The following is a 22709-nucleotide window of genomic DNA, read 5'->3' on the forward strand; positions in this document are numbered from 1 at the left end:
CGGTGCGCTCGAACAGAAGTCATGAAGAAGAAGGCTCCGGAAGCGCGCAAAGGCCACCCCGCGCATTGCGCGAGATGCCCCTGCTGTCCTTTGGCCTGAGAGATTCACCATGCACGCTCATCGCGCATGGCTTGCCCCTTCGGCGGCTGCCCTCGGAGTCCTTTTTTATTCAGGGCTCCGGGCAGCGCTCTCCAGCGTTGATCGAGATATCCAGTCTTGGGACCTGAGCGTTATGGGCTGTCGCCTTCGGTAATGCACTAACTCGAAGCATCGAGCCGGCATTTCTCCTGGATGCATTCTTCCAAGCAGAATGCGTGCCACTCGAATGCTTGCGCTACTGCGGCCCGCCGCAGAAGCTCGCCCTTTCGGTGGTCCTGGCGGTGAAGTGAAGGCGCGTGGTGGTGATGTCGCTGGCGGGCGTGTTCTGCGGCCATTCGCTCTGCAGCCAGGTGTACTGCCAGCTGTAGGCTTCACCCGGACTCGCAGCTTCGCCGTAGCTGATGCGAAGGCTGCCGCTGCTCTCGTCGTGGCAGTGCTTCGATTGCTTGTATTCCTTTTCGCTGAAGCAGGCACGGATCATCTTCGAGCACGAAAAAGGAATGCCTTCGTACACGGCCCGGCTCGCGTCCTCGAGCGGCACGAAGTCGGCCTTGCTGAACGAAGCGCCGCCGCCCGAGTACATCTCCGACACCGTCTGGAGCACAGCCGCGGCCCACCGCCCTTCGGCCAGCGGATAGAGCGCCGGCGCGAGGGAAATGCGCGAGCCCGCCATGCCGGTGGCCGCCGCCTTCTTCATCGATGCGGCCGCATAGCCGCTGAAGTCATGCAAGCGGTTCAGCTGCCAGGTGCCAGTGGCGGCGACGCGCCTGATGCGCGCCATGGCCAGCGGCTCGCTCGAGAACACCGCATAGTCGCCCGGCACGGCGCCGCGCGGCCGGTACAGGCCCAGCGCCTGCGGATCGCAGGGCTGCGGCAACAGCGCACACAAGCGCGCGCGCCAGTCCGCATCCAGCGCTTCCGGCTTCTTCACCGCATCGAAGAGCTGCGCCGACGGCGCGGCAGCCACATGCCCGGCGAGCAGCAGGACGAGCATCGAGGCGGCGGCGCGAAGAATGGGCAGCGGGTTCATGGACCGGCATGGTAGCCAGCCCGCACGGAAGTTTCTGCAACCAATTGCGGCGCGGGCGGGCCGATGTTGTAGCCTTCGCCCCACGGCCATCCCGGCCTCGAACGGAGCAAAGATGGCTGACAGGATCCTGGTGTTCTATGGCTCGTACCGGTCGGACCGCATGGGCATTCGGCTGGCGGACTACCTGGTGGCGGGCCTCAATGCGCGAGGTGCCGAGGCCGAGCTGATCGACGCCAAGGCCGTCGGCCTGCCGATCCTCGACCGCATGTACAAGGAATACCCCGAAGGCACCGCGCCCCCGGCCATGGAAGCGCTGGCGCAGAAGATACGCGGCGCGGATGCCTTCGTCTTCGTGACCGGCGAATACAACTGGGGCCCGCAGCCCGGCCTGAAGAACCTGACCGACCACTTCCTCGAGGAATGGTTCTGGCGCCCCGCCGCCATCGCGAGCTATTCGGCCGGCCGGTTCTCCGGCGTTCGCTCCGGCACCGTGTGGCATTCGATCCTGTCGGAGATGGGCATGGTCGTCGTGTCGAGCACATTGGCGGTCGGCCCCATCTCGCAGACGCTCGATGCCGGCGGCAAGCCCACCGGCAGCGCAGGCGAATCGCTCGATCGCTCCTTCGGACGGTTCGCCGACGACCTGTCCTGGTGGACCGAGGCGGCGCGCGCGCAGCGGGCGCGCAAGGCGCCGCCGTATTGACTTGAATCGGAGTGAGCAAAGAACATGCGACGTACGAACCCATCGCTGGAAAGGCGGCTTGAAGGCCTGTTGGCCGATCGATCCGTCACCGGCGCCTCGATGGCGCACGTGCGGAAGAACTCGATAGAGCTGGCGGCGGCCGGCCTGCGCGACAAGGAAGCCGCCGAGCCGGTCGATGCCGAGACCGTGTTCGGCGCGGCGTCCCTCACCAAACCGATCGTTTCGTACGCTGTGCTGCAGCTTGCCGACGCCGGTGTGCTCGATCTTGATGAACCGCTTTTTGCCCCGGAACGGTCGATCGTGCCGGGAGACGCGACCTCGGCTCTCATCACCTTTCGCCATGTGCTCACGCATACCTGCGGCCTGCAGAACCTGCGCGACAAGAATCCGCTGCGGATGCACTTTCATCCTGGTTCGCGGTTCAGCTACTCGAGCGTGGGATTCACTTTTCTCCAGTCTGCCGTCGAAGCAAGAACTGGCGAAACACTGGAGACGACGATGCGGCGCCTGGTGTTCGAGCCGCTCGGGATGCGTTCATCGAGCCTCGAGTGGCAGGATCGGTTCAGCGACAACGTGGCCTTTCCGCATGAAGCTCAGGAGCGGCTCGAGACGCATCGGCCACCGACCGCGAACGCCTCCTACTCGCTCCAGACCACGGCTGGCGACTACGGCGCCTTTGTCGCAGCCGTGTTCAGGGGCGAGGGGTTGAGGCCATCGACCTGGAAGCAGTGGCTCACCGCGAGCATCATGGTGCCGGATGGCGCCATCGTTCACCTGGACCGCGAACCCGCAGCCACCGAGCCAGACATAGGCTGGGGGCTGGGTTGGGGCGTCGAGCCCAGCCGCGGCACCTTCTTTCAGTGGGGAAAGATGACCGGCATCCGGGCATTCGTGATGGGCAGCGCCGAGCAGGAGTCCGGCGTCGTTCTTTTCACCAACAGCAACACCGGGCTGCGCCTGATGGAGGATCTCGCGCGCGAAGCCTTGCCTGCCCCGCATGCAGCGATTCGCTGGCTGGCGGACGGCGTCAGCGAATGAGCAAAGCGTCGGTGGCCTTCGCAGCCTCCATCAGCGCCACCGACACGCACTCCAGCGCGATCGCCAGCTGCGTGAGCGTCGGCAAGCCGAATCCCAGCCGGAACACCAGCGGATCGTCTCCGAACCACGGGCCGGGCGCGACGCGGGTGCTGTACCTGGCCAGCGCGGCATAGAAGCGCTCGACGGCCGGGGCGTCGAAGAGCTCGCGCCTGAGCCGCATGCAGCACAGCGCCCCGGCATCCGGGCGCACCCACTCGATGTGGCCGGCGTGGCGCGACACCCAGTTCTCTGTGAGCTGCAGGTTTTGCGCGAGGAGCTTTCGCCGCTCGCCGATGATCCGGTCTCGCTGCCTGAACACCGCCAGCGCAAGTGCCTCGTCGACCGGCGAGCAGGAGATCACCGTGCTGAACTTCGCCGTGACCAGCGCCTGGCGCAGCGCCGCGTCGCGCGTGATGGCCCAGCCTATGCGCAGGCCCGCCGAACCGTGGCACTTGGACAGCGAGGACACCGAGATCACCCTGTCGCCCAGCCCGGCGGCGCCCGGCGCCGCGGCGTCGTCGCCGTAGGCCGCCTCGCGGTAAGTCTCGTCGATCACGAGCCAGGCGTTCGGCGCATGTTCGGCCAGCATTGCCACGATCTCGCGCAAGGTCTGCGCCGGAATCGCGACGCCCGACGGATTCTGCGGCGAGGCCAGGCTCAGCACCTTGGTCTTCGGGGAGAGCAGCTTGCGCAGCGCATCCAGGTCGATGCGGTAGCCGGTGTCGAAACCGAGCGGCAGCGCGCGCGTGGTGGCGCCGACGGCGGCCAGCGCGTTGCGCGCCAACGGGAACACCGGCTCGGCCACGACGGCTTCGTCGCCCGCCTGGCATAGCGTGAAGGCGATCAGGAACAGCGCGTGGGCACCGCCGACCGTGACCACCACGTCGTCGGCATCGACGCCATGTTCGTTCGCGATTTCCTGGCGCAGGGCGGGGCTGCCGGCCGCCGTGCCGTAGTCCAGCGAAAAATCGGCATCCTCGCCGAAGGCCATGTCGACCAGCTCCGACAGCCGCACGCTCGGCCCCACGCTTTCGGCAAGGTCGAAGCGCGGCGCCTTGCTGACGAGGGAAATGATTTCGTTGTCGGGAAACCGTGCCATGAACTGCCGCTTGGTTCGTTGCTGTCGATAACACCGATGTTGCAGTTTCATGACCGACGATAACAGCCACACTTTCCTGAAATTAGGTGCAGTACAGTTGCATGCAGTGCCATCCATGCAATCAGGAGTGATCCGTGTCGCAATCTCCCCGGTTCCGCTATGAAGAAGTCGCCGATTTCGTTGCCGCGCTGGCCGGCCGCGGCACCCTGAAGCCGGGCGCCCGGGCGCCGTCGCTGCGCGAGATCAGCACGCTGCAGCGCACCAGTCTGAGCACCGCGGTGCAGGCCTACCGCCTGCTCGAAGACCGCGGCATTCTCGAAGTGCGGCCGCAGTCCGGCTACTACGTTGCCAAGGCCCCGCCCGCCCTGCCCGTGCCCACGACCGCGCGCCATTCGATCCGGCCCGCCAAGGTGGAACTGTCGGGCCTCATGCTCGACCTGCTGAAGCACGCGTCGGACGAAGCCTTCGTGCCGCTCGGCTGCGCCATTCCCAACCAGCGCCTGCTGTCTTCCTCCAGGCTCGACCTCGTGCTGGCCCGCACGGCCCGCGTGAAGGGCAGCCAGTGCAACACCTACTCGCCGCCGCACGGCGAGATGCCGCTGCGGCTGGAGATCGCGCGCCGCGCGCTGCGCTTCGGGCAGGTGCTGGCGCCGGACGACATCGCTATCACCTGCGGCTGCACCGAGGCGCTGGCGCTCGCGCTCGACGCGGTCACGGAGCCGGGCGACACGGTCGCCATCGAGTCGCCGACCTACTTCGGACTGCTGCAGGTGCTGCGCGCAAAAAGGCTGAAGGTGGTCGAACTGCCGACCGATGCCGACACCGGCGTCGCCGTCGATGCGCTGCGCGAGGTCGTGGCCTCGGGCAAGGTGCGCGCCTGCGTGCTGGCGTCGAGCTTCAGCAATCCGCTCGGCTGCACCATGCCCGAAGAAAACAAGCGCGCCGTGCTGCGCCTGCTGGCCGAACACGGCGTGCCGCTGATCGAGGACGACGTGTACGGCGACGTCCATTTCGGCGAGGAGCGGCCCCCGCCCTTCAGCGCGCTCGACACGCACGACAACGTCATCTATTGCGGCTCCTTCTCCAAGACGCTCGCGCCCGGCTACCGCATCGGCTGGATCGCGACGCGCCGCCACATGGCCCGGGTGCTCGAAACCAAGTTCGCCACCAGCCTTGCGACGCCGGTGCTGACGCAGGTGGCGCTCGCCACCTTCCTGTCGAACGGCGACTACGACCGCCACCTGCGCCGCGTCCGGCGCGAGTTCGCCGACACGCTGGCCCGCATGACGCACGTGATCGAGCAGGCGTTCCCGCCGGGCACCAAGGTGTCGAGGCCGGCGGGCAACTTCGTGCTGTGGGTCGAGCTGCCCGAGCCTGCGGACACGCGGCTCCTGTTTTCGCAGGCGCTCGAAAAAGGCATCTGCTTTGCGCCCGGCGTTGTGTTCTCGGCCAGCGGCAAGTACGCCCACTGCCTGCGCCTGAGCGGTGGCCACGGCTGGGACGCGCGCATCGAGAAGGGCCTGCGCACGCTCGGCGCCATGGCGGGCCGGGGCGCAGGTCTTGCAGGATCAGGCAAGAAGCTTGTTCGATCCGGATAACGCCCGGAGCCCCATCCGCGAGAGACTTGCCTCCATGCCCGGCGCAGCGTTGCGCCATGGTCCACACCCATCGCACGAGGAGAGTCTCATGAGCGCAATCCAGGAAAAAGTCGTCCTCATCACGGGCGCAAGTGGTGGCATCGGCGCGGCGGCCGCGCGGCTCCTGGCGCGGCGCGGCGCCAAGGTGGTGCTCGGCGCGCGCCGCACCGACCGGCTCGAAGCGCTGGCCGAAGAAATCACCGCCGCGGGCGGCAGCGCGAGCTTCCAGCGGCTCGACGTCACCTACCGGCCCGACGTGGAAGCATTTGCCGAATTCGCACTCGAAACGCACGACCGCATCGACGTGCTGGTGAACGCAGCGGGCGTGATGCCGCTGTCGCCGCTGTGGGCACGCAAGGTCGACGAATGGGAGCTGATGCTCGACGTCAACCTGCGCGGCGTGCTGCTGGGCATTGCGGCGGTGCTGCCGACGATGCAGGAACAGGGCTGGGGCCACATCGTCAACGTGGCGCCGGTGCCCGCGCAGGGCGTTTCGCCGAACTCGGCCGTGTATTGCGGCACGCAGTACGCGGTGGACGCCATCTCCGAAGGCCTGCGGCAGGAGCATGCGGGCAAGGTGCGCGTGACGGTGGTGCGCCCCGACGTGAGCGAGGCAGACCGCACGCTGGCCGATCGCATCGCAGCCTGCAGCAGCTTCGAGCGCATGGTCACGCGGCGGCGCATCGTGGTGCCCGCGGAAGCCGTGGCCCGCTCGATTGCGGGCGCCATCGAGGGCGGCAGCATCTCGGCCCCGCGGCGCCCGGCACGGCGGCCGAGACCGGCCGAGCACGCGGCGTTCTGAGGCGCAGCGTCAGTAGGTCTTGTAGGGCAGGAACTTGCCCGAGAGCACCACGTTGACACGGTCGCCCTTGGGGTCGGCCTGGCGCTGGATGTCCATGCTGAAGTCGATGGCGCTCATGATGCCGTCGCCGAACTCTTCGTGGATCAGTTCCTTGATGGTGGTGCCGTACACGCTCACCACCTCGTACCAGCGGTAGATGAGCGGATCGGTCGGCACAGGCGTGGGCAGCGAGCCCTTGTAGGGCACCACCTGGAGCCACTTCTGCTCTTCCACGGTCAGGCCGAAGATCTTTCCGATGACCTTGGCCTGCTTGTCGTCGAGCGTCATCTGGCCAAGACAGGCAGCGGTCGTCCACTCCTTCGAGAGGCCGACCTTCTTCGCCACGTCGGCCCATTGGATGCCCTTGGACACCTTCACGGTGATGATCTTCTCGGTGACGTCGTTGCGGTTCATGCGGGTTTGCTCCTGATTGAAATGATGATGAAGAAGAAAAATGAAGAAAGAGTCACGACGCCTTGGCGCGCGTGACGAGGAAATCGACGATGTGGTTGCGCAGCGCGTAGTAGCCACCCTGGTGGTGCAGCGAGGCGCGCGTGCGTTCGCGCGGCAGCGGGTTGACCACGGTCTCGACGATATTGCCGGGGCGCCAGCTTCCACCAGGCTGGTCGGTGCCGTTGGTCATCAGCAGGATGCGGTCGGCCAGCAGAATCGCCTCGTCCACGTCGTGCGTGATCATGAAGACGGTCTGCTGCGTCTGGCGCACGATGGCCATGAGCTCGTCCTGGATGGTGCCGCGCGTGAGCGCATCAAGCGCGCCGAAGGGCTCGTCGAGCAGCAGCATCTTGGGCTGGATGGCAAAGGCGCGCGCAATGCCCACGCGCTGCTTCATGCCGCCCGAGAGCTGCGCGGGCTTCTTGTCGATGGCGGCCTCGAGGCCCACCATGGCCACGAAGCGCTCCACCTGCGTGTTGACCTGCGTGGCCGGCCAGTCGGGCCAGCGCGAGGCCACCGCGAAGGCGATGTTCCTGCGCACCGTGAGCCATGGCATCAACGCATGGCTCTGGAACACCACGCCGCGCTCCAGGCTCGGGCCGGCCACTTCGCGGCCGTCCATGAACACATGGCCGGCGCTCGCCTGGTCCAGGCCCGCCAGCACGTTGAGAATGGTGGTCTTGCCGCAGCCCGAGTGGCCGATGATGCAGACGAACTCGCCGCGGTCGAGCGTGAACGACACGTCCGCGAACACCGGCCGCGCCGGCACGAAGGCCTTGGCCAGGCCCTCGATGCGCAGGAAGCCGCTGGTGGCGGTCCGCGGGGCGGGAGCAGTTGTCATGGGGGCGCCTCGTGCCGATCGATCACTCCACATAGGTCACCTTCCGCTGCAGGCCCGCGAAGGCCTGGTCGAGCAGCATGCCGACGATGCCGATCACCAGGATCGCGAAGATCACGTTGGTGAGCGAGAGGTTGTTCCATTCGTTCCAGACGAAGTAGCCGATGCCCGTGCCGCCCACCAGCATCTCGGCCGCCACGATGACCAGCCACGCGATGCTCATGCTGATGCGCATGCCCGTGAGAATGGTGGGCGCGGCTGCCGGCAGGACCACGCGGAACGCGCGGCGCAGCGGCTTCACTTCGAGCGTGCTGGCCACGTTGAGCCATTCGCGCTTGACCGAGGCCACGCCAAAGGCGGTGTTCAGCAGCATCGGCCACACCGAGCAGATGAAGATCACGAAGATGCCGCTGACCGACGAATCCTTGATGGTGTAGAGCGCAAGCGGCATCCACGCCAGCGGAGAAATGGGCTTGAGCACCTGGATGAACGGATCGAAGGCCTTTTGCAGCAGCGGCGACATGCCGATCACGAAGCCGAGCGGCACCGCCACCACGCAGGCCAGCAGAAAGCCCAACCCCACGCGGGCGAGCGAATACGCCAGCTGGATGGCAATGCCCTTGTCGTTGGGCCCGTTGTCGTAGAAAGGGTTCGAGAGATGCTTCCAGGCCGTCACGGCCATTTCCGCCGGCGTGGGAAAGCCCGAGCTCTTGACCTGCCCGCCCGGATCCTTGCCGAGCATCTTCTGGTATTCGATCTGCTCCGCGGTCATCCCCGCGGCGGCACCAGTGCCCGCGGTGGGCAGGGTGGCCAGCTGCCACGCGCCGAGCAGCAGCAGGAACACGAATAGCGACACCAGCGCCGCTTTCAGTGAAAGGGCGGTTTTCTTGCCGCGCATGGTTCAGGCCATCTTGCTGATGGCAAAGCTCTTGACGTAGTCGTCGGGCTTCGCGGGGTCGAACACCTTGCCCATGATGGTGAACTTGGGGTATGCACCTTCGGGCGCGGCCTGCCCAAGCTCCTTCATCCGCTTCTTCGCATCGGTCAGCAGGAACACCTTCTCGGCAATCTGCCTGTAGTTGACGTCGCCCTTCACATAGCCCCAGCGCTTCATCTGCGTGAGCATCCACACGGCCATCGACTGCCACGGGATCGGATCGAAGTCGGCGCGGTCGGGCACGGTGCGGATGTTGCCGAGGCCATCGGCAAACTTGCCTGTGAGCACCTGGCTGATCACGGTCTCGGGCTGGTTCAGGTACTGTGCAGGCGCAATCACCTTGGCGACGAGTTCGCGGTTCTTCGGGTCGCGCGCCATGGCCGATGCGGTGAGCACCGAGCGCACCAGCGCGGCAAAGGTGTTGGGATTCTTCTCGATGAATTCGGCCGAGGTGCCGAACGCACAGCAGGGATGGCCGTTCCACAGGTCGCGCGTCAGCAGGTGCAGGAAGCCGATTTCCTCGAACACGGCGCGCTGGTTGAAGGGGTCGGGGCCCAGGTAGCCGTCGATGTTGCCTGCGCGCAGGTTGGCCACCATCTCGGGCGGCGGCACCACGCGGATCTGGATGTCGGTGTCGGGGTTCAGGCCAGCCTCGGCCACGTAATAGCGCAGCAGGAAGTTGTGCATGCTGTACTCGAAGGGAACGGCAAACTTCATGCCCTTCCACATCTTCGGGTCGCGCTTGTCCTTGTGCTTGTTGGCCAGCGTGATGGCCTGGCCGTTGGTGTTCTGGATGGTGGCAACGTTCATCGCCACCTGGTTGGAGCCCGCGCCCATCGAAATGGCGAGCGGCATGGGCGACAGGAAATGCGTGGCGTCGTATTCCTTGTTGAGCATCTTGTCGCGGATGAGCGCCCATCCCGCAGTCTTGACCACCTCGACGTTGAGCCCCTGCTTCTGATAGAAGCCCAGCGGGTGCGCCATGATGAGCGGCGTGGCGCAGGTGATCGGAATGAAGCCGATCTTGAGATTGGTCTTTTCGAGCGGGGCCTTGTCCTGCGCCATGGCCTGCAACGTGCCCAGTGGCAGCACCGAGGCAATGGCGGCGCGCGCGGTGTTGGCGCCCACGGCGCGCAGGAAGCCGCGGCGCACGCTGTCGACCGGGAACAGCGCTTTCATGAGGCTGGCTTCGAGCTTGTCGTCGGGGCTGACTTCGATCTCTGCCCCACGGCCATGGTTGCGGCCGCAGGCGCAGCGCATGTTCAGTGGCCGGTCGGCGTCGTAGAGATCGCAGGCGGTCGAATCGGATGGGCTGGACATGGTGGATGCACCTCGGTGAAAAGATGCCTGCCACGATGCAAGCCCCGGGCCGGAAGCGAGGCCCAAAGGCCCGGGGGCCGCAGATCGTGCCGCGCTTGTCGAGGCCTTGTAGGGCTGGCACTACAAGGCGGTGCCCACCGCCTGAGTTTTCAGGCCGCGGGGGCGGCCTTGCCGTGGCGCTCGGCATACAGCGCAAGCTCGACGTCGTTCTTGGTGCCGGTCTTTTCGAGGATGCGCGCGCGATAAGTGCTCACGGTGTTGGATGCGAGGCCGAGCTGCGCACCAATTTCGCTCACGCTGTGCCCGGTACTGAGCAGGCGGTACACCTGGTGCTCGCGATGCGAGAGCTGCTCGGGGCCCTGTCCCACGTTTCGGCCCACGGCGGCGGCCAGCGCTTCGGCCGTGGCCGCCGACACATAGAGACCGCCGGCGGCCACCTTGCGCACGGCACCCACCATGTCGTCGGCATCGGCGCTCTTGTTGAGGTAGCCCGAGGCGCCGAGCTTGATGCAGCGCACGGCGTACTGCTTCTCGGGGTAGGTGCTGAGCATCAGCACCGGGAGCGTGGGCCAGTCCTTTCGCAACGCCTGCAAGACGTCGAGCCCGTCGCGTCCCGGCAGCGCGATGTCGAGCAGCACCACGTCGAGACCATCGGGGCCGCCGAGCTCCTGTACAGCGGCGAGCACCTCGGGGCCGGTCTGGGCTTCGGCGCGCACGGTCATCGAGGGCAGGCCGTTGGAGAGGTCGCCGAGCATCTGCTTCAGGCCTTCGCGCACGATTCGGTGGTCGTCGGCGATGAGCACGCGGATGTCGTCGTTCATTTCAATGACGCGATGAGGGGTGGGTGGCGGATTGTCTGTGTTCTTGGCGCTTTTTGTTCAGGGCGCGTGCACAGGCCACCGGGTACTCCCCTCCGCGAATGTCCCCCGGCGGCGGGAGCGCGCCCTGAACAAATAGCCTCAAACACAAAGCGACGCAAAGAAAGCTCATGCATCCACCAACAGCGGCAGATGCAGGCAAAAGATGCTGCCCTCGCCCACGCGGCTGTCGATATCGATGCGCCCGCCGAAGTGGCGCGCACGCTCCCGCATGCCGAGCACCCCATAGGAGGTGGCGGCCTCGAAGGCCTGCATCGGCGCGCCCACGCCGTCGTCGCGCACGCTGATGCTCAGTTGCGTGTCTTCGACGCCGATGCGGATGTCGAGGCTGCGCGCCTTCGCGTGGCGGCCCACGTTGCTGAGCATCTCCTGGAAGATCCGGAACACCGCAATGGCCGCGGGCTCGGGCAGCTCCACGCCCGCGGGCACGTCGAAATGCCATTGCAGCGCCAGTTCGGCCGACTGCACGAACTCGTGCGCCTGCCATTCGAGCGCCGCCCACAGGCCCTGGTGGTCGAGGATGCTGGGGCGCAGGTCGGTGATGATGCGGCCCACGTTGTCGACCGCGCGCTCGATCAGCTGGCTCATGTTGCTGCACTTGCTGCGCATCTGGCCACGCATGGCCTCTGCCGCATCGGGCGTGCGCTCCTGCTGCTCGCCCAGGCGCTTGCCGATCCAGTTGACGTCCATCTTGAGCGCCACCAGCAGGCTGCCGAGCTCGTCGTGCACCTCGCGTGCGATGCGCGTGCGTTCGTCTTCGCGCACCTTGTCGAGCCAGGCCGAGAGTTCGCGCAGCTGCACCAGCGCGTCGCTCAGCTCGCGCGTGCGCTCCTGCACGCGCAGGCCGAGTTCGTCCTTGGCCTGCTGCAGCGCCTCGGCCTGGCGGCGGCGCTCGGTGATGTCGACAAAGGTGATGACGGCGCCGCGCACCTGCGCGCCATCCATGATGGGATGGCTCGAATACTCCACCGCGAAGGCACTGCCGTCGCGGCGCCAGAAGACCTCGGTGTCGATGCGGCACGGCAGCCCACGGCGAAAGGCGTTGAAGATGGGGCAGTCCGTGTCGGCGTAGTGCGAGCCGTCGGGGTGCGAATGGTGCGTGAGCTCGTGCATGTTGCTGCCGATCACGTCGCGCGCCTCGTGGCCCAGCATCTGCGCGCCGGCCCGGTTGATGAACATGCAATGGCCGTCGAGGTCGATGCCGAAGATGCCTTCGCCGGTCGACTCGAGCAGCAACCCCAATTGGTGCTGCCAGAGCGGATGGCTGGCGGTGGGGTTCAGTACGGGCGTTTCCATGCACCAAAAGCAAGCAACACCCGTGCCCGGAGACCGGTCAGCGCTCCCAGCGGAACTTGCGCTCCGACTCGGCAATGGGCTGGTCGTTGATGCTCGCGTAGCGCCGCTGCATCAGGCCGTTCTCGGCGAACTCCCAGTTCTCGTTGCCGTGGCTGCGGAACCACTGCCCCGCCGCGTCGTGCCATTCGTACTCGAAGCGCACCGCGATGCGGTTGTCCATAAAGGCCCAGAGCGACTTCTTCAGGCGGTAGTCGTGCTCGCGCTCCCACTTGCGGGTGAGGAATTGCACCACCTGCTCGCGGCCGTTGACGAAGTCGGCGCGGTTGCGCCATTCGGTGTCGGGCGTGTAGGCCAGGCTCACGCGAACCGGGTCGCGCGTGTTCCAGGCGTCTTCGGCGGCCTGCACCTTCTTCGTCGCGGTTTCCAGGGTGAAGGGAGGCAGCGGGGGGCGGGATTCCATGGCGGTCTTTCGTAGAAGGTGAAGGTGAAGGGAGGAAATGGCGAAGGCCCGCAATGTGCCACATGTAGACAGACCTGTCTACATGCCTACAATGGCGCCATGGACATCTCCGCACTGCCCGCGCGCGAACGCATCCTGCTCACGGCGCACGACCTCTTCTATGCCGATGGCATCCGCGCCACCGGCATCGACCGCGTCATTGCCGCATCGGGCGTCACCAAGGTCACCTTCTACCGGCACTTCCCGTCGAAGGACGACCTGGTGCGCGCCTTTCTCGATCACCGGCATGCGCGATGGATGGCGTGGTTCGTCGATGCACTGGGGCGCCGCGGCGCGCACGAACGCGCCGGCGATGCCGGTGCCCTGCTGCTGCTTGCCGACGTGATCGCCGAATGGTTCGCCGATCCGGCTTTTCGCGGCTGCGCCTTCATCAACGCGGTGGCCGAGGTGGGCGGCAGCGTGGAGGGCGCCGCCGGGCGCGCGCGCGAACACAAGCGCGAGATGGTGGAGGTCATCGCCGGCCTGCTTCCCGCGGCCTTGCCCGCACGCGTGGCGCTCGCCCAGGCCGCGGCGCTCGGCATGGACGGCGCCATCGTCAAGGCGCAGATGGGCGACGCGGCACTGGCGCGCGAAGCGGTGGACGATCTGCGGCGCCTGCTCGAGGCGTTGGCCGCCACGTCGCGCTCCGCAGCGGCCCGATAAGATCCAACAACACATGGCTTCGACGCGACTTCCCTCCACGCAGGGCCTGCAGGCCTTCGAGGCCGTGGCGCGCCTGCGCAGCGTGAACCTCGCGGCGGAAGAGCTCAGCGTCACGCCCAGCGCGGTGAGCCACCGCATCCGGCAGCTCGAGACGCTGCTCGAACTCAAGCTTTTCACAGGCAACGACTTCGGCCTGAGCGCCGACGGCGTGGCCTACCTGGCCCGCGTGCGCGAGGCCATTGCGGCGCTGCAGCAGGTGCCCGGCCGCGGGTCCGCATCGCAGGTGCGGCGGCTGCGGGTGGCAGTGACGCCCACGTTCTCCCGCCAGATGCTGCTGCCCCGGCTCGCGCGGTTTCGCGATGCCTATCCGAACATCGAGCTGATGCTGCAGGTGACCATGCCGGTGCGCAACATGACGGCCGAAGAGGCCGACCTGGAACTGCGCTTCGGCACCGGGCCTTTTCACGACCGCGAGTTCTGCCAATTGCTGGCCGACGACGTGGCGCCCGCCTGCAGCCCGGCATACCTGGAGCGCCACGGGCCGTTCGACGGCTTTGCGACCGATGCCGAGGTCTCGCGCGTGCAGCTGCTGCGCACGCCGCTCGAGTCGTGGCGCACCTGGTTCAAGGCCCGCGGCATCGGCCTGCCGGAGCCGGCCACGGGCCACCAGTTCAACGACCTGGGCCTGGCGCTCGATGCAGCGGCCGAAGACTTCGGCGTGGTGCTGATGCACCTGAAGCTCGGCAGCGCCTGGCTGGAGAACGGGCGCCTCGTGCGGCTTTCGGCGCAGAGCGTGCCCTCGCCCAACGCCTACTTCCTGTGCTGGCGGCCGGGGGCGATGGAGCGCTGGGAGTGCGCGACCTTCGTCGAGTGGTTGCGGCGGGCGCTGCGGGACTGACTGAATTCTTTTCAGGTCCGGCCTGGGTATTTTTCAGATCGGGGTCCGTCTCGGACGCCACACTCGGCCCGCGGCGGAGCTTGCCCATAATCCCCGCTCGCGCGATCGAACAACAGAGACTACCCAGGAGACTCCCCGTGCCCGACCTTTCCAAGATCACCTGCATCGAAGACCTGAGGGTGATCGCCAAGCGGCGTGTGCCGAAGATGTTCTACGACTACGCCGATTCCGGCGCGTGGACCGAAAGCACCTACCGCGCCAACGAGAGCGACTTCCAGAAGATCAAGCTGCGCCAGCGCGTGGCCGTGAACATGGAGGGCCGCTCCACGCGCTCCACCATGATCGGGCAGGACGTTGCGATGCCGGTGGCCATTGCGCCCACCGGCCTCACCGGCATGCAGCATGCCGACGGCGAGATCCTGGGCGCGCGCGCGGCCAAGGCCTTCGGCATTCCGTTCACGCTCTCGACCATGAGCATCTGCTCGCTCGAGGACATTGCCGAGCACACCGGCCGGCACCCGTTCTGGTTCCAGCTCTACGTGATGAAGGACCGCGACTTCATCGAGCGCCTGATCGAGCGCGCCCGCGCCGCGAACGTGTCGGCGCTGCAGCTCACGCTCGACCTGCAGATCCTCGGCCAGCGCCACAAGGACATCAAGAACGGCCTGTCGACGCCGCCCAAGCCGACCATCGCCAACATGATCAACCTGGCGACCAAGCCGCACTGGTGCCTGGGCATGCTCGGCACGAAGCGCCGCACCTTCGGCAACATCGCGGGCCATGCCAAGGGCGTGAAGGACCTGTCGTCGCTGTCGTCATGGACGGCCGAGCAGTTCGACCCGGCGCTCAGCTGGGCCGACGTGGAGTGGATCAAGAAGCGCTGGGGCGGCAAGCTGATCCTCAAGGGCATCATGGACGTCGAAGACGCGCGCCTGGCCGCCGCAAGCGGCGCCGACGCCCTCATCGTCTCCAACCACGGCGGGCGCCAGCTCGACGGCGCGCCCTCTTCCATCGCGGCGCTGCCCGCCATCGTCGATGCCGTTGGACGCGAGATCGAGGTGTGGATGGACGGCGGCATCCGCAGCGGCCAGGACGTGCTCAAGGCGCGCGCGCTCGGCGCCCGCGGCACGCTGATCGGCCGCAGCTTTCTCTATGGCCTTGGCGCCTACGGGCAGGAGGGCGTGACGCGCGCGCTGCAGATCATCCACAAGGAGCTCGACATCACCATGGCCTTTTGCGGGCACACGAATATCGAGAACGTGGATTCGGGGATCCTGCTGCCGGGTAGCTTCTAGGGCTTCTCGAACTCATCAATCCGCGTAGACCCCCGCGGCCTTGATGACCGGGCTCCACTTGGCGATCTCGGCCGCCACGAACTTCCTGTGGCCCTCGGGCTCGATGCGGCCGTCGGTGGCCACCACGGCACCGAGCGCTTCTTCGCGCTTGATGAAGTCGGGGTCCTTCAACGCCACCTTCAGTGCATCGTTGAGCCTCTTTAACACCGGAGCCGGCGTGCCCTTGGGCGCATACAGGCCGTGCCAGATGGTGACCTGGAAGTTCTTCAGCCCGGCTTCGTCGAGCGTGGGCAAGTCTTTCAGCAGCGGCATCGCGAGGCGCCTGGGCGTGGTGACCGCATAGGCCTTGACCTTCTTCGCCTCGATCTGCGGCGAGGTGTTGGTGGTCTGGTCGCACAGGAGGTCGATCTGCCCGCCGATCAGGTCGGTGATCGCCGGTGCGGTGCCCTTGTAGGGCACGGGCGTCATCTCGGTCTTCGTCGCGCTCTGGAAGAGCAGCCCGCACAGGTGCGAGGCCGAGCCGATGCCCGCGTTGCCGATGTTGATCCTGCCCTTGTTGGCGGCAATCCAGCCGGCAAGCTCCGCGTAGTTGCCGGCCGGAAGGCTGGGCTTGGCGATCAGCGTCATCGGCACGTCGTTGACGATGCCGAGGTACTCGAAGTCGCTCTCGACCTTGAACGGCAGGTTGCGCACCAGCGTGGGCACGGTGGCCATCGCGATGTGGTTCAGGAGCAGCGTGTAGCCATCGGGCGCGGCGCGCGCCACCTTGGCTGCGCCGATCGAGCTGCCGGCGCCGGGCACGTTGTCGATGATCACGCTCGCGCCGCCCAGGGGTTTGCGCAATGCCTCGGCCAGGTCGCGCGCCACGCGGTCGGTCGGGCCGCCGGCGGCAAAGGGCACGACGATGGTCACGGGCTTGCCTGCGGGGAACTCCTGCGCATGCGCACCGGCGGCCAGGACGATCGCCGCAAGGGCGAACAGTTTTTTCATGGGGTCTCCATCGAGTTAAGAAAATCAGGGCGCCCGCGCAGGCACGCGGGTTTCGAGCGCCGGCGCTTGCCATTCGGGCTTGATGTGGCAGCCGTTCTTGCCGTCGGTGTCGTAGCTCGGCATCAGCGCCGCACAGCGCTGCGCCAGGCTCGCGGGCGTGGGCTTCTCGCCCTTGTCGATCCAGTCGACAAGCGCCGCGAAGAGCGCCGGGTACTCCGAATCGCTCAGGTAGCTGTGCTCGCGCTCGGCGCTGAAGCTCTGCACCAGCGTGCCGCCGGTGCCCGCGGCATCGCGGATGCGCCGGTAGGCGTTTTCGAGCTCGACGAAAGCCGTGGGATCGTCGATGGCATGCAGGGCCACGGTGGGCAGCGCGGTGCGGCCGGTGGGCTGGCTGTCGGCGGCAAGCGCGCCCTTGGCCTGCGGGTCGGCCGCATAGCGCGCCACGCCGGCATTCAGCGCCGCATCGTCGGCCGAGCCCTGGTAGGCCACGCCGACGTTGCCGAACGGGTTGCGTCCGCCCAGGCGCTGCTGCACCAGGTCCTGGAACAGCCAGGTGGCCCAGTTCAGGTGCCCCAGCAGCGAGCGCTCCTGGATCTTCACGACCGACAGGATGGTCTTGAGCCGCGCGGCCTGCTCGGGCGTGCGCTGCGCCGCGGGCATTCCGACGCCGGTGCATTCCTTGACGCGTGCGGCCAGCTCGGCGCGCGTGAGCTTCGACTCCATCGGCAGGCCCTGCCACAGCGGGTATTGCGGCTCGTCGGGCTTCGGATGGTTGCGGCACACGTATTGGTAGACCACGCGCAGGTCGAGCCGGAAATCGTAGGCGCTGTTGCCGCCGCCGAGCACGCCGCTGGTCAGCAGCAGGCCGTCGTACGGGCTCTTCGCATCGCCGGCCGGCGCATAGAGCTCGGCCGCCTTCGCGGCCACGCCCGCGCCGTAGCTCTGGCCATGCAGCAGCGTGCGTCGCGGCGGGCCGAAGCGCTGCACGAAGATGCGGCGCAGGCGCTCGGTGTCTTCCGCTGCCATGGTCACGCCGTAGCCGCCGCGGCGGTAGGTGGAGCCGGCCCACGCGTAGCCGGCCTTCACGGTGACGGCCCAGCGCTTCAGGTCTGCCTCGCTGCGCTCGAGCCGGGGCGGGCCGGTCTCGGGTCCGCCATGGGCATGCATCACGAGCACGCGGTTCCACGCCTGCGGTATGGCGATCCAGTAGAGCGCGCCGGCGCCATCGTCGCCGGTGTAGCAGCGCGTTTGCGCGGGCACCGGCGCCGGGCAGGCCGCGGGCTTGGGGCCCCAGGCGGCGGCCTCGGCCGCCAGCGCGGCCATGGTGCCAAGCAGCGCGAGAGCGAAGGTGCGAAGAAGTGGTTTGCCGTTGTTGTTCATCAATGCCGTGCTCCGAGTTCCAGCGCCGCGGCCGTCCCCGATGTGGAGACGAAGCCGAGAACGCCGTGGGTGAAGATGAAATTGCCGGGCCGGCCCGCGTCGGCCTGCACCACGCCGGGCACCGGCGTGTCGTAGCTCAGCGCCGCGGCGGCGCCGCCCAGGTTGAAGGCGCTGCCCGCCACCGTGGCCTCGCGGCTTTCGCCTTGCACGCTGGCCATGGCGTAGCTGCCGTCGGCCGCGCCCGCCATCAGGCTCTGCTGCGGCGCCAGCAGCCGAAGGCCGGTGTTGGCGGCCGATTCGCGCACCAGGTGCAGCGGCACCGCGCTGCCGTTGACCAGGCCGATCACCATCGAGCCGGTGAGCGTGCCGCCCGTGGTGGCAGCACCGCCCGTCGGCGAGGTGGTGCGCAGGTCGAAGGCGCTGCGTGCGGCGTTGTAGCTGATGTAGCCCTTCTCGGTCTGCGTGCAGCTCGGGTCGTAGGCCATGAAGCTGCCAGTGATCGCGTCGCGGCAGTACTGGAAGGTGCCCGCGTTGCGCAGCCGCACCGACGAGGCATGCGCCACCGCGGCGCCGCTGCCCTGCTGCACGCCCACCGCATTGAAGATGTTCGCCACCGGGTTGAACACCGTGGGCGTGGCCGCATTCTCGAAGGTGGCCTGGAAGGCCAGCAGCGGCGTGAAGCCGCCGCCGGCCGGCGCGTTCACGCCGCCGAGCAGCACGCCGCCGGGCGCGAAGCTGAAGACCGCGCCGCTCTCCGCGCTGGCGTAGCTGCACTGGCCCTGCGCCACCAGCGTGCCGCTGCGCTGCGCGCCGGTGGCGCGCTGCAGGCTGGCATCGATGGTCACGGTGTAGGCCATGGTGGCAGGGTCGATTTGCACGCTGAGCTCTTCACCGAATCCGTTGCCGCCCTTGTAGGCCGTGGCGGCCGCGGGCAGGTTCGGGCAGACGAGCGGATCGCCCACCTCGGTCACGCAGCTGTAGTTGACCGCCGCGTCGAGGCTGCCGCTGCCGCGGTACTTGGGCCATGACGGAAAGCGGCACAGCGGACGCGTGCGGCCGTAGGTGCCGGCCACGGCGTCCACCGCCACGCCGGTGGCGGGCGCGAGGCCCTCCTCGACCCAGCCTTCGAGCGCCGCGAGCGAATCCCAGTTGGGAATGAACACTCCCGTGCCATGGCCCATGCCGGGCACGGTGTAGAAGCGCACGCTCTCGTCCACCGCGGCCTGGCCCAGCGTGGCGACGAGCTGCCGGTAGTAGTCGATGGTGGAGTTGGGGCTGATCACTTCGTCGGCCAGGCCGTGCAGCATGATGATGCGCCCGCCGTGCGCGAAGAAGGGCGCGAGGTCGGGGTTGGTGGCATCGGTGAGCCTCGACACCTCCGCAACGCGCGCCGTGTAGCCGGCCGGGTCCAGCGGATCGAAGCCGAGCGTGTCGAAGCTGTCGATGCGCGTGACGAAGTACTTCACCCACTGGTCGCCCGTGACGTACATGTTGGCATCGGCCGAGGTGGCCGGATTGGCCGGCACCCTGCGCGTGCCGAGGTCACGCGTGGTGTACGGCCCGGCCACCAATGCGCCCTCGAGCAGGTTGTAGCCGCCCGCGCGGCGCACGCCGTTGGCGAGCGCATAGCGGGTGAATTCGAGCGGCGACTCGATGGTGCGCACGGTGGCGATCTGCGCGTCCGACAGACAGGTGTCGCCGGTGTCCAGCCCGCCGCTGCAGCGCAGCGATGCAAGGATGGGCTCATTGAGCTGGCGGCAGCTTTCCACGTTGCTCACGATGTTGTCGGCCGCGCCGTCGAGCTTGTCGCAGGCCTGCATCGCGGCCTTCTGCACCCGCAGCGTCTTGGCCACGTTCATCCAGCCGGCGCCGCCGTTGCTGTAGAGCGCGCGTCCTACCGCCACGTTCGACAGCCGCGTACCGGTGTAGTTGAGCGCGGGCTCGTTGGCGATGATGCCGTCGTAGTCGAGCGGCCAGCGCTGCACGTAGCCGAGCGCATCGCGCCCGCCGGTGGAGGTGCCGAGGAAGTACGCCTTCTTCGGCTTGACGCCGTAGCGTGCGAGCACCAGCGCCTGCGCCACGTCGCGGGTCTTCTTGAGCGACAGGCCGCCGTAGTTGGCCAGCTGCTCGTCGTTGGCCGCAAAGCGGCCGTCGGTGATGCTGCTCGCCTGGTGGCCCGAATCGTCGCCGTAGGTGGCATAGCCGAGCGCCAGCGGCGCGGGCTTGCCGGCGGGGCCGAAGCGGATGGTCTCGGTGCCGTCGATGAGCACGCCATCGAAACCGCCGCCGCCGAAGTGGATGGTCTTCTGGTTCCACTTCTCGGGCAGGTTGAGCGCGAAGTTGATCGCCTGCGAAGCGGGATCGACCGGCTGGATGGTGCCGCGCACGCGGCAGTAGTCGCCCATCGGGTTGCTGGCGTCGCCCGCCGCCACGGGCGTGGCGCTGGTGACGGTGGCGCCCTGCGTGGGCAGGCCGATCGCCGAGGCGGGCAGGCTCTTGCCGGCAAGCTCGGCGCACGAGAGCACCGGCACCACGGGCGGCGGCGGCGCGTTGTCCGGCGGGTCGGCATCGGGCGGGCTGGTGCCTGCAGGCTGCGTCGGGAAGGAGAAGCCGCCGCCTCCTCCTCCACCACCACCGCCGCATGCGGCCAGGACCAGGGAAAAGCCGATCGCGGTGCCGAGCGGACGGCAGGCGCGGAAAGCGGCGCGAAACATCGATGAGGGGCGCGGTGCGCGCATGGATTTGTCTCCGGCGTGCGGCCTCGAAGGACCGCTTTTTTTGAACAGGCGGCCGGACGATAGGTGCACGGGTGACCTGGGGTCAAATAAAATAACAAGGCACTTTCAATACAAAAAACATATGGACATCAGAGCGCTGCGCTACTTCACGGCCGTGGCCGGCACCGGCCACATGACGCGTGCCGCCGAGCAGTTGGGCATCCAGCAGCCGCCACTGAGCCAGCAGATCAAGGCACTGGAGCGCGAGCTCGGCGTGCTGCTGTTCAGGCGCCATCCGCGCGGCGTGGCGCTCACCGATGCGGGCCGGCTGTTCCAGGCCGAGGCGCTGCGCATGCTGCAGGACATGGAGGCCATGAAGCAGCGCATGGCCCGTGTCGCCAAGGGACAGGCCGGCACGCTGGCGGTCGGCTTCACGAGTTCCGCCGCGGCGCACCGCTTCATGCCCGAGGCCCTGCGCGCCTTTCGCCGCGCGCATCCGGACGTGGAACTGCAGCTGCGCGAGGACAACGCCGCCGAGCTCACCGAGGCGCTGGCCGCCGGCCGCCTGCACTGCGGCCTGCTGCGCGTGCCGGTGGCGCGGCCCGAGGGCCTGGTGTTCGAAACGCTGCTGCGCGAGCCGGTGCTGGTGGCCATGCCCATCGACCATCGACTTGCCCTCGCGCGCAGCAAGGCCTCGCGTGCACTGCCGCTCGCCAGGCTGTGCGAGGAGGGCATCATCCTGGTGCGGCGCCCCGGCGCGCCCGGCCTCTATGCCGAGCTGCTCGCGCTGTGCCACGCCAAGGGCCTGCGCCCGCGCGTGGTGGCCGAAGTCGATCGCATGATGACCAACCTGAACCTCGTGGCGGCGGGGGTCGGCCTCTCGGTGGTGCCGGCCTCGATGAGCGGCGTGCATGCGCATGCCATCGCCTATGTGCGGCTGGCCGATGGCGGACAGCTCGACGCGCCGCTCACGCTGGTGCTGCGCGCCGAGGAAGACAACCTGCCCGCGCAGCACTTTGCCGCGCTGCTGCGCCGGCTCGCGAGCGAGCACCCGGGGTCATGAGCATGCTGTTGCAGCGCCGCCGCTTCGTGCGCCGCATGGGCACGCTGCTCGCGGCCTCGTGCGCGATGCCGCGCCTGCTGCACGCCGCCGCGCCGCCCTGGCCGCAGCGGCCGGTGCGGCTGATCGTGGTGTATCCGCCCGGCGGCGTGAGCGACGGCATGGCGCGCGCGCTGGCCGAGCCGCTCGCGCAGGCGCTGGGCGTGCCGGTGCTGGTCGAGAACCGCGCGGGCGCCGGCGGGAGCGTGGGCATGGATGCGCTCGCGCGCGCCGCGCCCGACGGCTGCACGCTGGCCTTCTCGGCCATCAGCCCGCTCACGCTGCAGCCGCTGCTCGCGCGCGTGGCCTACGACCCGCTGCGCGGCTTCGCGCCCGTGGCCGGCGTGATGCGAACGCCGGTGCTGGTGGTCGGCACGCCGGCCTTCGCGGGCCGCAGCTTCGGCGACCTGATCGCCATGGCGCGCAGCCGGCCGGGCGCGCTGCGCTGGGCCAGCTCGGGCGTGGCCACCATCGGGCACCTGGTGCTGGCGCAGGTGCGCATGCAAAGCCGCACCGACATCACGCACATCCCGTATCAGGGCGGCGGTCCGCAGCTCAACGACGCGCTCAGCGGGCAGTTCGAGGTGCTCTCGACCAACGTCGCGGCGCAGCAGCTGCAGTACATCGAAAGCGGCCGCCTGCGCGCGCTGGCCGTGGGCGCGCCGGCGCGCATCGAGGCGCTGCCTTCGGTACCCACGCTCGCGGAACTGGGCTTCGAGAAGGCCAACCGCGATTCGCTGTTCGGCATCTTCGCGCCGGCGCGTACGCCAACGGCCGTGGTTCAGCGCCTCAATGCGGAGATCAACCGCCTGCTGCGCGCCGAGCCGCTGCACACCCGGCTGCGCGACGCGCACAACATTCCGGCCGGCGGCCCCAGCGAAGACTTTGCGCGCGAGATCGCCATCGACCGGCGGCGCAACCGCGAACTGGTGGCGGGGGACCGTTCGCAGTTCGACTGAT

General features: G+C 68.0%; 21 protein-coding genes and 1 riboswitch. Of the genes, 9 read left to right on the forward strand and 12 right to left on the reverse strand.

The annotated features are described in order from the left end of the window. Positions 1-73: 73 nt before the first annotated feature. A riboswitch (glycine riboswitch) is annotated at positions 74-205 on the reverse strand. Positions 206-334: 129 nt separating this feature from the next. After that, positions 335-1129: a hypothetical protein gene (locus EJO66_RS01965; RefSeq protein WP_125964539.1), complete on the reverse strand. Its 795-nt coding sequence runs from the start codon at positions 1127-1129 to the stop codon at positions 335-337. A gap of 112 nt (positions 1130-1241) precedes the next feature. Here EJO66_RS01965 and EJO66_RS01970 point away from each other — a divergent pair, with 112 nt between their 5' ends. Then, entirely contained in the window at positions 1242-1832 is a 591-nt protein-coding gene (locus EJO66_RS01970; RefSeq protein WP_124957254.1) for an NADPH-dependent FMN reductase, read from the forward strand. A gap of 24 nt (positions 1833-1856) precedes the next feature. Next, complete coding sequence (locus EJO66_RS01975) at positions 1857-2870, forward strand: serine hydrolase domain-containing protein (RefSeq protein ID WP_124957255.1); 1014 nt, start codon at positions 1857-1859, stop codon at positions 2868-2870. Here the strand turns inward: EJO66_RS01975 and EJO66_RS01980 are convergent. After that, entirely contained in the window at positions 2860-4008 is a 1149-nt protein-coding gene (locus EJO66_RS01980; protein ID WP_124957256.1) for a pyridoxal phosphate-dependent aminotransferase, read from the reverse strand. The genes EJO66_RS01975 and EJO66_RS01980 overlap by 11 nt on opposite strands. A gap of 134 nt (positions 4009-4142) precedes the next feature. On the opposite strand from EJO66_RS01980, the gene EJO66_RS01985 reads away from it, so the two are divergent. Both EJO66_RS01985 and EJO66_RS01990 read left to right on the forward strand, forming a co-directional pair. Beyond that, on the forward strand, positions 4143-5606 hold the full coding sequence (locus tag EJO66_RS01985; RefSeq protein WP_124957257.1) for an aminotransferase-like domain-containing protein: 1464 nt from the start codon (positions 4143-4145) through the stop codon (positions 5604-5606). An 88-nt stretch (positions 5607-5694) separates the two neighbouring features. Beyond that, positions 5695-6447, forward strand: coding sequence for an SDR family oxidoreductase (locus EJO66_RS01990; RefSeq protein WP_125964540.1), 753 nt, complete (start codon positions 5695-5697; stop codon positions 6445-6447). A 9-nt stretch (positions 6448-6456) separates the two neighbouring features. Here EJO66_RS01990 and cynS read toward each other — a convergent pair whose 3' ends face one another. The 7 genes from cynS to EJO66_RS02025 form a co-directional block, all read right to left on the reverse strand. Beyond that, positions 6457-6900 carry a cyanase gene (cynS, locus tag EJO66_RS01995; RefSeq protein ID WP_047784436.1) on the reverse strand — a complete coding sequence of 148 codons (444 nt, stop codon included), beginning with the start codon at positions 6898-6900 and terminating at the stop codon, positions 6457-6459. A gap of 52 nt (positions 6901-6952) precedes the next feature. Continuing rightward, on the reverse strand, positions 6953-7780 hold the full coding sequence (locus EJO66_RS02000) for an ABC transporter ATP-binding protein (RefSeq protein WP_124957259.1): 828 nt from the start codon (positions 7778-7780) through the stop codon (positions 6953-6955). Between the two features lie 22 nt (positions 7781-7802). Further along, a complete protein-coding gene (gene ntrB, locus EJO66_RS02005) occupies positions 7803-8675 on the reverse strand; it encodes a nitrate ABC transporter permease (RefSeq protein WP_125964541.1) in 873 nt (290 codons plus the stop codon). Positions 8676-8678: 3 nt separating this feature from the next. Continuing rightward, entirely contained in the window at positions 8679-10034 is a 1356-nt protein-coding gene (locus tag EJO66_RS02010) for a CmpA/NrtA family ABC transporter substrate-binding protein (RefSeq protein WP_124957261.1), read from the reverse strand. A 149-nt stretch (positions 10035-10183) separates the two neighbouring features. After that, positions 10184-10855, reverse strand: a complete 672-nt coding sequence (locus EJO66_RS02015) for a response regulator transcription factor (protein WP_124957262.1) — start codon at positions 10853-10855, stop codon at positions 10184-10186. A 165-nt stretch (positions 10856-11020) separates the two neighbouring features. Further along, on the reverse strand, positions 11021-12208 hold the full coding sequence (locus EJO66_RS02020) for a sensor histidine kinase (protein ID WP_124957263.1): 1188 nt from the start codon (positions 12206-12208) through the stop codon (positions 11021-11023). Positions 12209-12245: 37 nt separating this feature from the next. Next, positions 12246-12668 carry a nuclear transport factor 2 family protein gene (locus tag EJO66_RS02025; protein ID WP_124957264.1) on the reverse strand — a complete coding sequence of 141 codons (423 nt, stop codon included), beginning with the start codon at positions 12666-12668 and terminating at the stop codon, positions 12246-12248. Positions 12669-12767: 99 nt separating this feature from the next. Here EJO66_RS02025 and EJO66_RS02030 point away from each other — a divergent pair, with 99 nt between their 5' ends. The 3 genes from EJO66_RS02030 (at position 12768) to EJO66_RS02040 (ending at position 15563) form a co-directional block, all read left to right on the forward strand. After that, complete coding sequence (locus EJO66_RS02030; protein WP_124957265.1) at positions 12768-13370, forward strand: TetR/AcrR family transcriptional regulator; 603 nt, start codon at positions 12768-12770, stop codon at positions 13368-13370. A gap of 13 nt (positions 13371-13383) precedes the next feature. Beyond that, complete coding sequence (locus EJO66_RS02035; protein ID WP_124957266.1) at positions 13384-14268, forward strand: LysR substrate-binding domain-containing protein; 885 nt, start codon at positions 13384-13386, stop codon at positions 14266-14268. A 137-nt stretch (positions 14269-14405) separates the two neighbouring features. Beyond that, positions 14406-15563 (forward strand): alpha-hydroxy acid oxidase, encoded by a 1158-nt coding sequence (locus EJO66_RS02040; protein ID WP_124957267.1) that lies wholly within the window; start codon positions 14406-14408, stop codon positions 15561-15563. Positions 15564-15578: 15 nt separating this feature from the next. On the opposite strand, the gene EJO66_RS02045 is transcribed toward EJO66_RS02040, so the two are convergent. From EJO66_RS02045 to EJO66_RS02055, 3 genes are read right to left on the reverse strand one after another with little or no spacing between them, the layout of a single operon-like run. Beyond that, positions 15579-16553, reverse strand: coding sequence for a tripartite tricarboxylate transporter substrate-binding protein (locus tag EJO66_RS02045; protein WP_124957268.1), 975 nt, complete (start codon positions 16551-16553; stop codon positions 15579-15581). Positions 16554-16577: 24 nt separating this feature from the next. Continuing rightward, positions 16578-17933, reverse strand: a complete 1356-nt coding sequence (locus tag EJO66_RS02050; protein WP_124957269.1) for an alpha/beta hydrolase — start codon at positions 17931-17933, stop codon at positions 16578-16580. After that, positions 17933-20671 (reverse strand): tannase/feruloyl esterase family alpha/beta hydrolase, encoded by a 2739-nt coding sequence (locus EJO66_RS02055; RefSeq protein WP_125964542.1) that lies wholly within the window; start codon positions 20669-20671, stop codon positions 17933-17935. Before EJO66_RS02055 ends, EJO66_RS02050 begins: the two co-directional genes overlap by 1 nt. A gap of 121 nt (positions 20672-20792) precedes the next feature. On the opposite strand from EJO66_RS02055, the gene EJO66_RS02060 reads away from it, so the two are divergent. Further along, positions 20793-21713, forward strand: a complete 921-nt coding sequence (locus EJO66_RS02060) for a LysR substrate-binding domain-containing protein (RefSeq protein WP_125964543.1) — start codon at positions 20793-20795, stop codon at positions 21711-21713. Then, on the forward strand, positions 21710-22708 hold the full coding sequence (locus tag EJO66_RS02065; RefSeq protein WP_124957272.1) for a Bug family tripartite tricarboxylate transporter substrate binding protein: 999 nt from the start codon (positions 21710-21712) through the stop codon (positions 22706-22708). The genes EJO66_RS02060 and EJO66_RS02065 overlap by 4 nt, the downstream gene beginning before the upstream one ends. Position 22709 lies beyond the last annotated feature (1 nt).

Origin of the sequence: Variovorax beijingensis (assembly GCF_003951285.1) — a bacterium.
In the GTDB taxonomy this organism is placed as follows: domain Bacteria; phylum Pseudomonadota; class Gammaproteobacteria; order Burkholderiales; family Burkholderiaceae_C; genus Variovorax; species Variovorax beijingensis.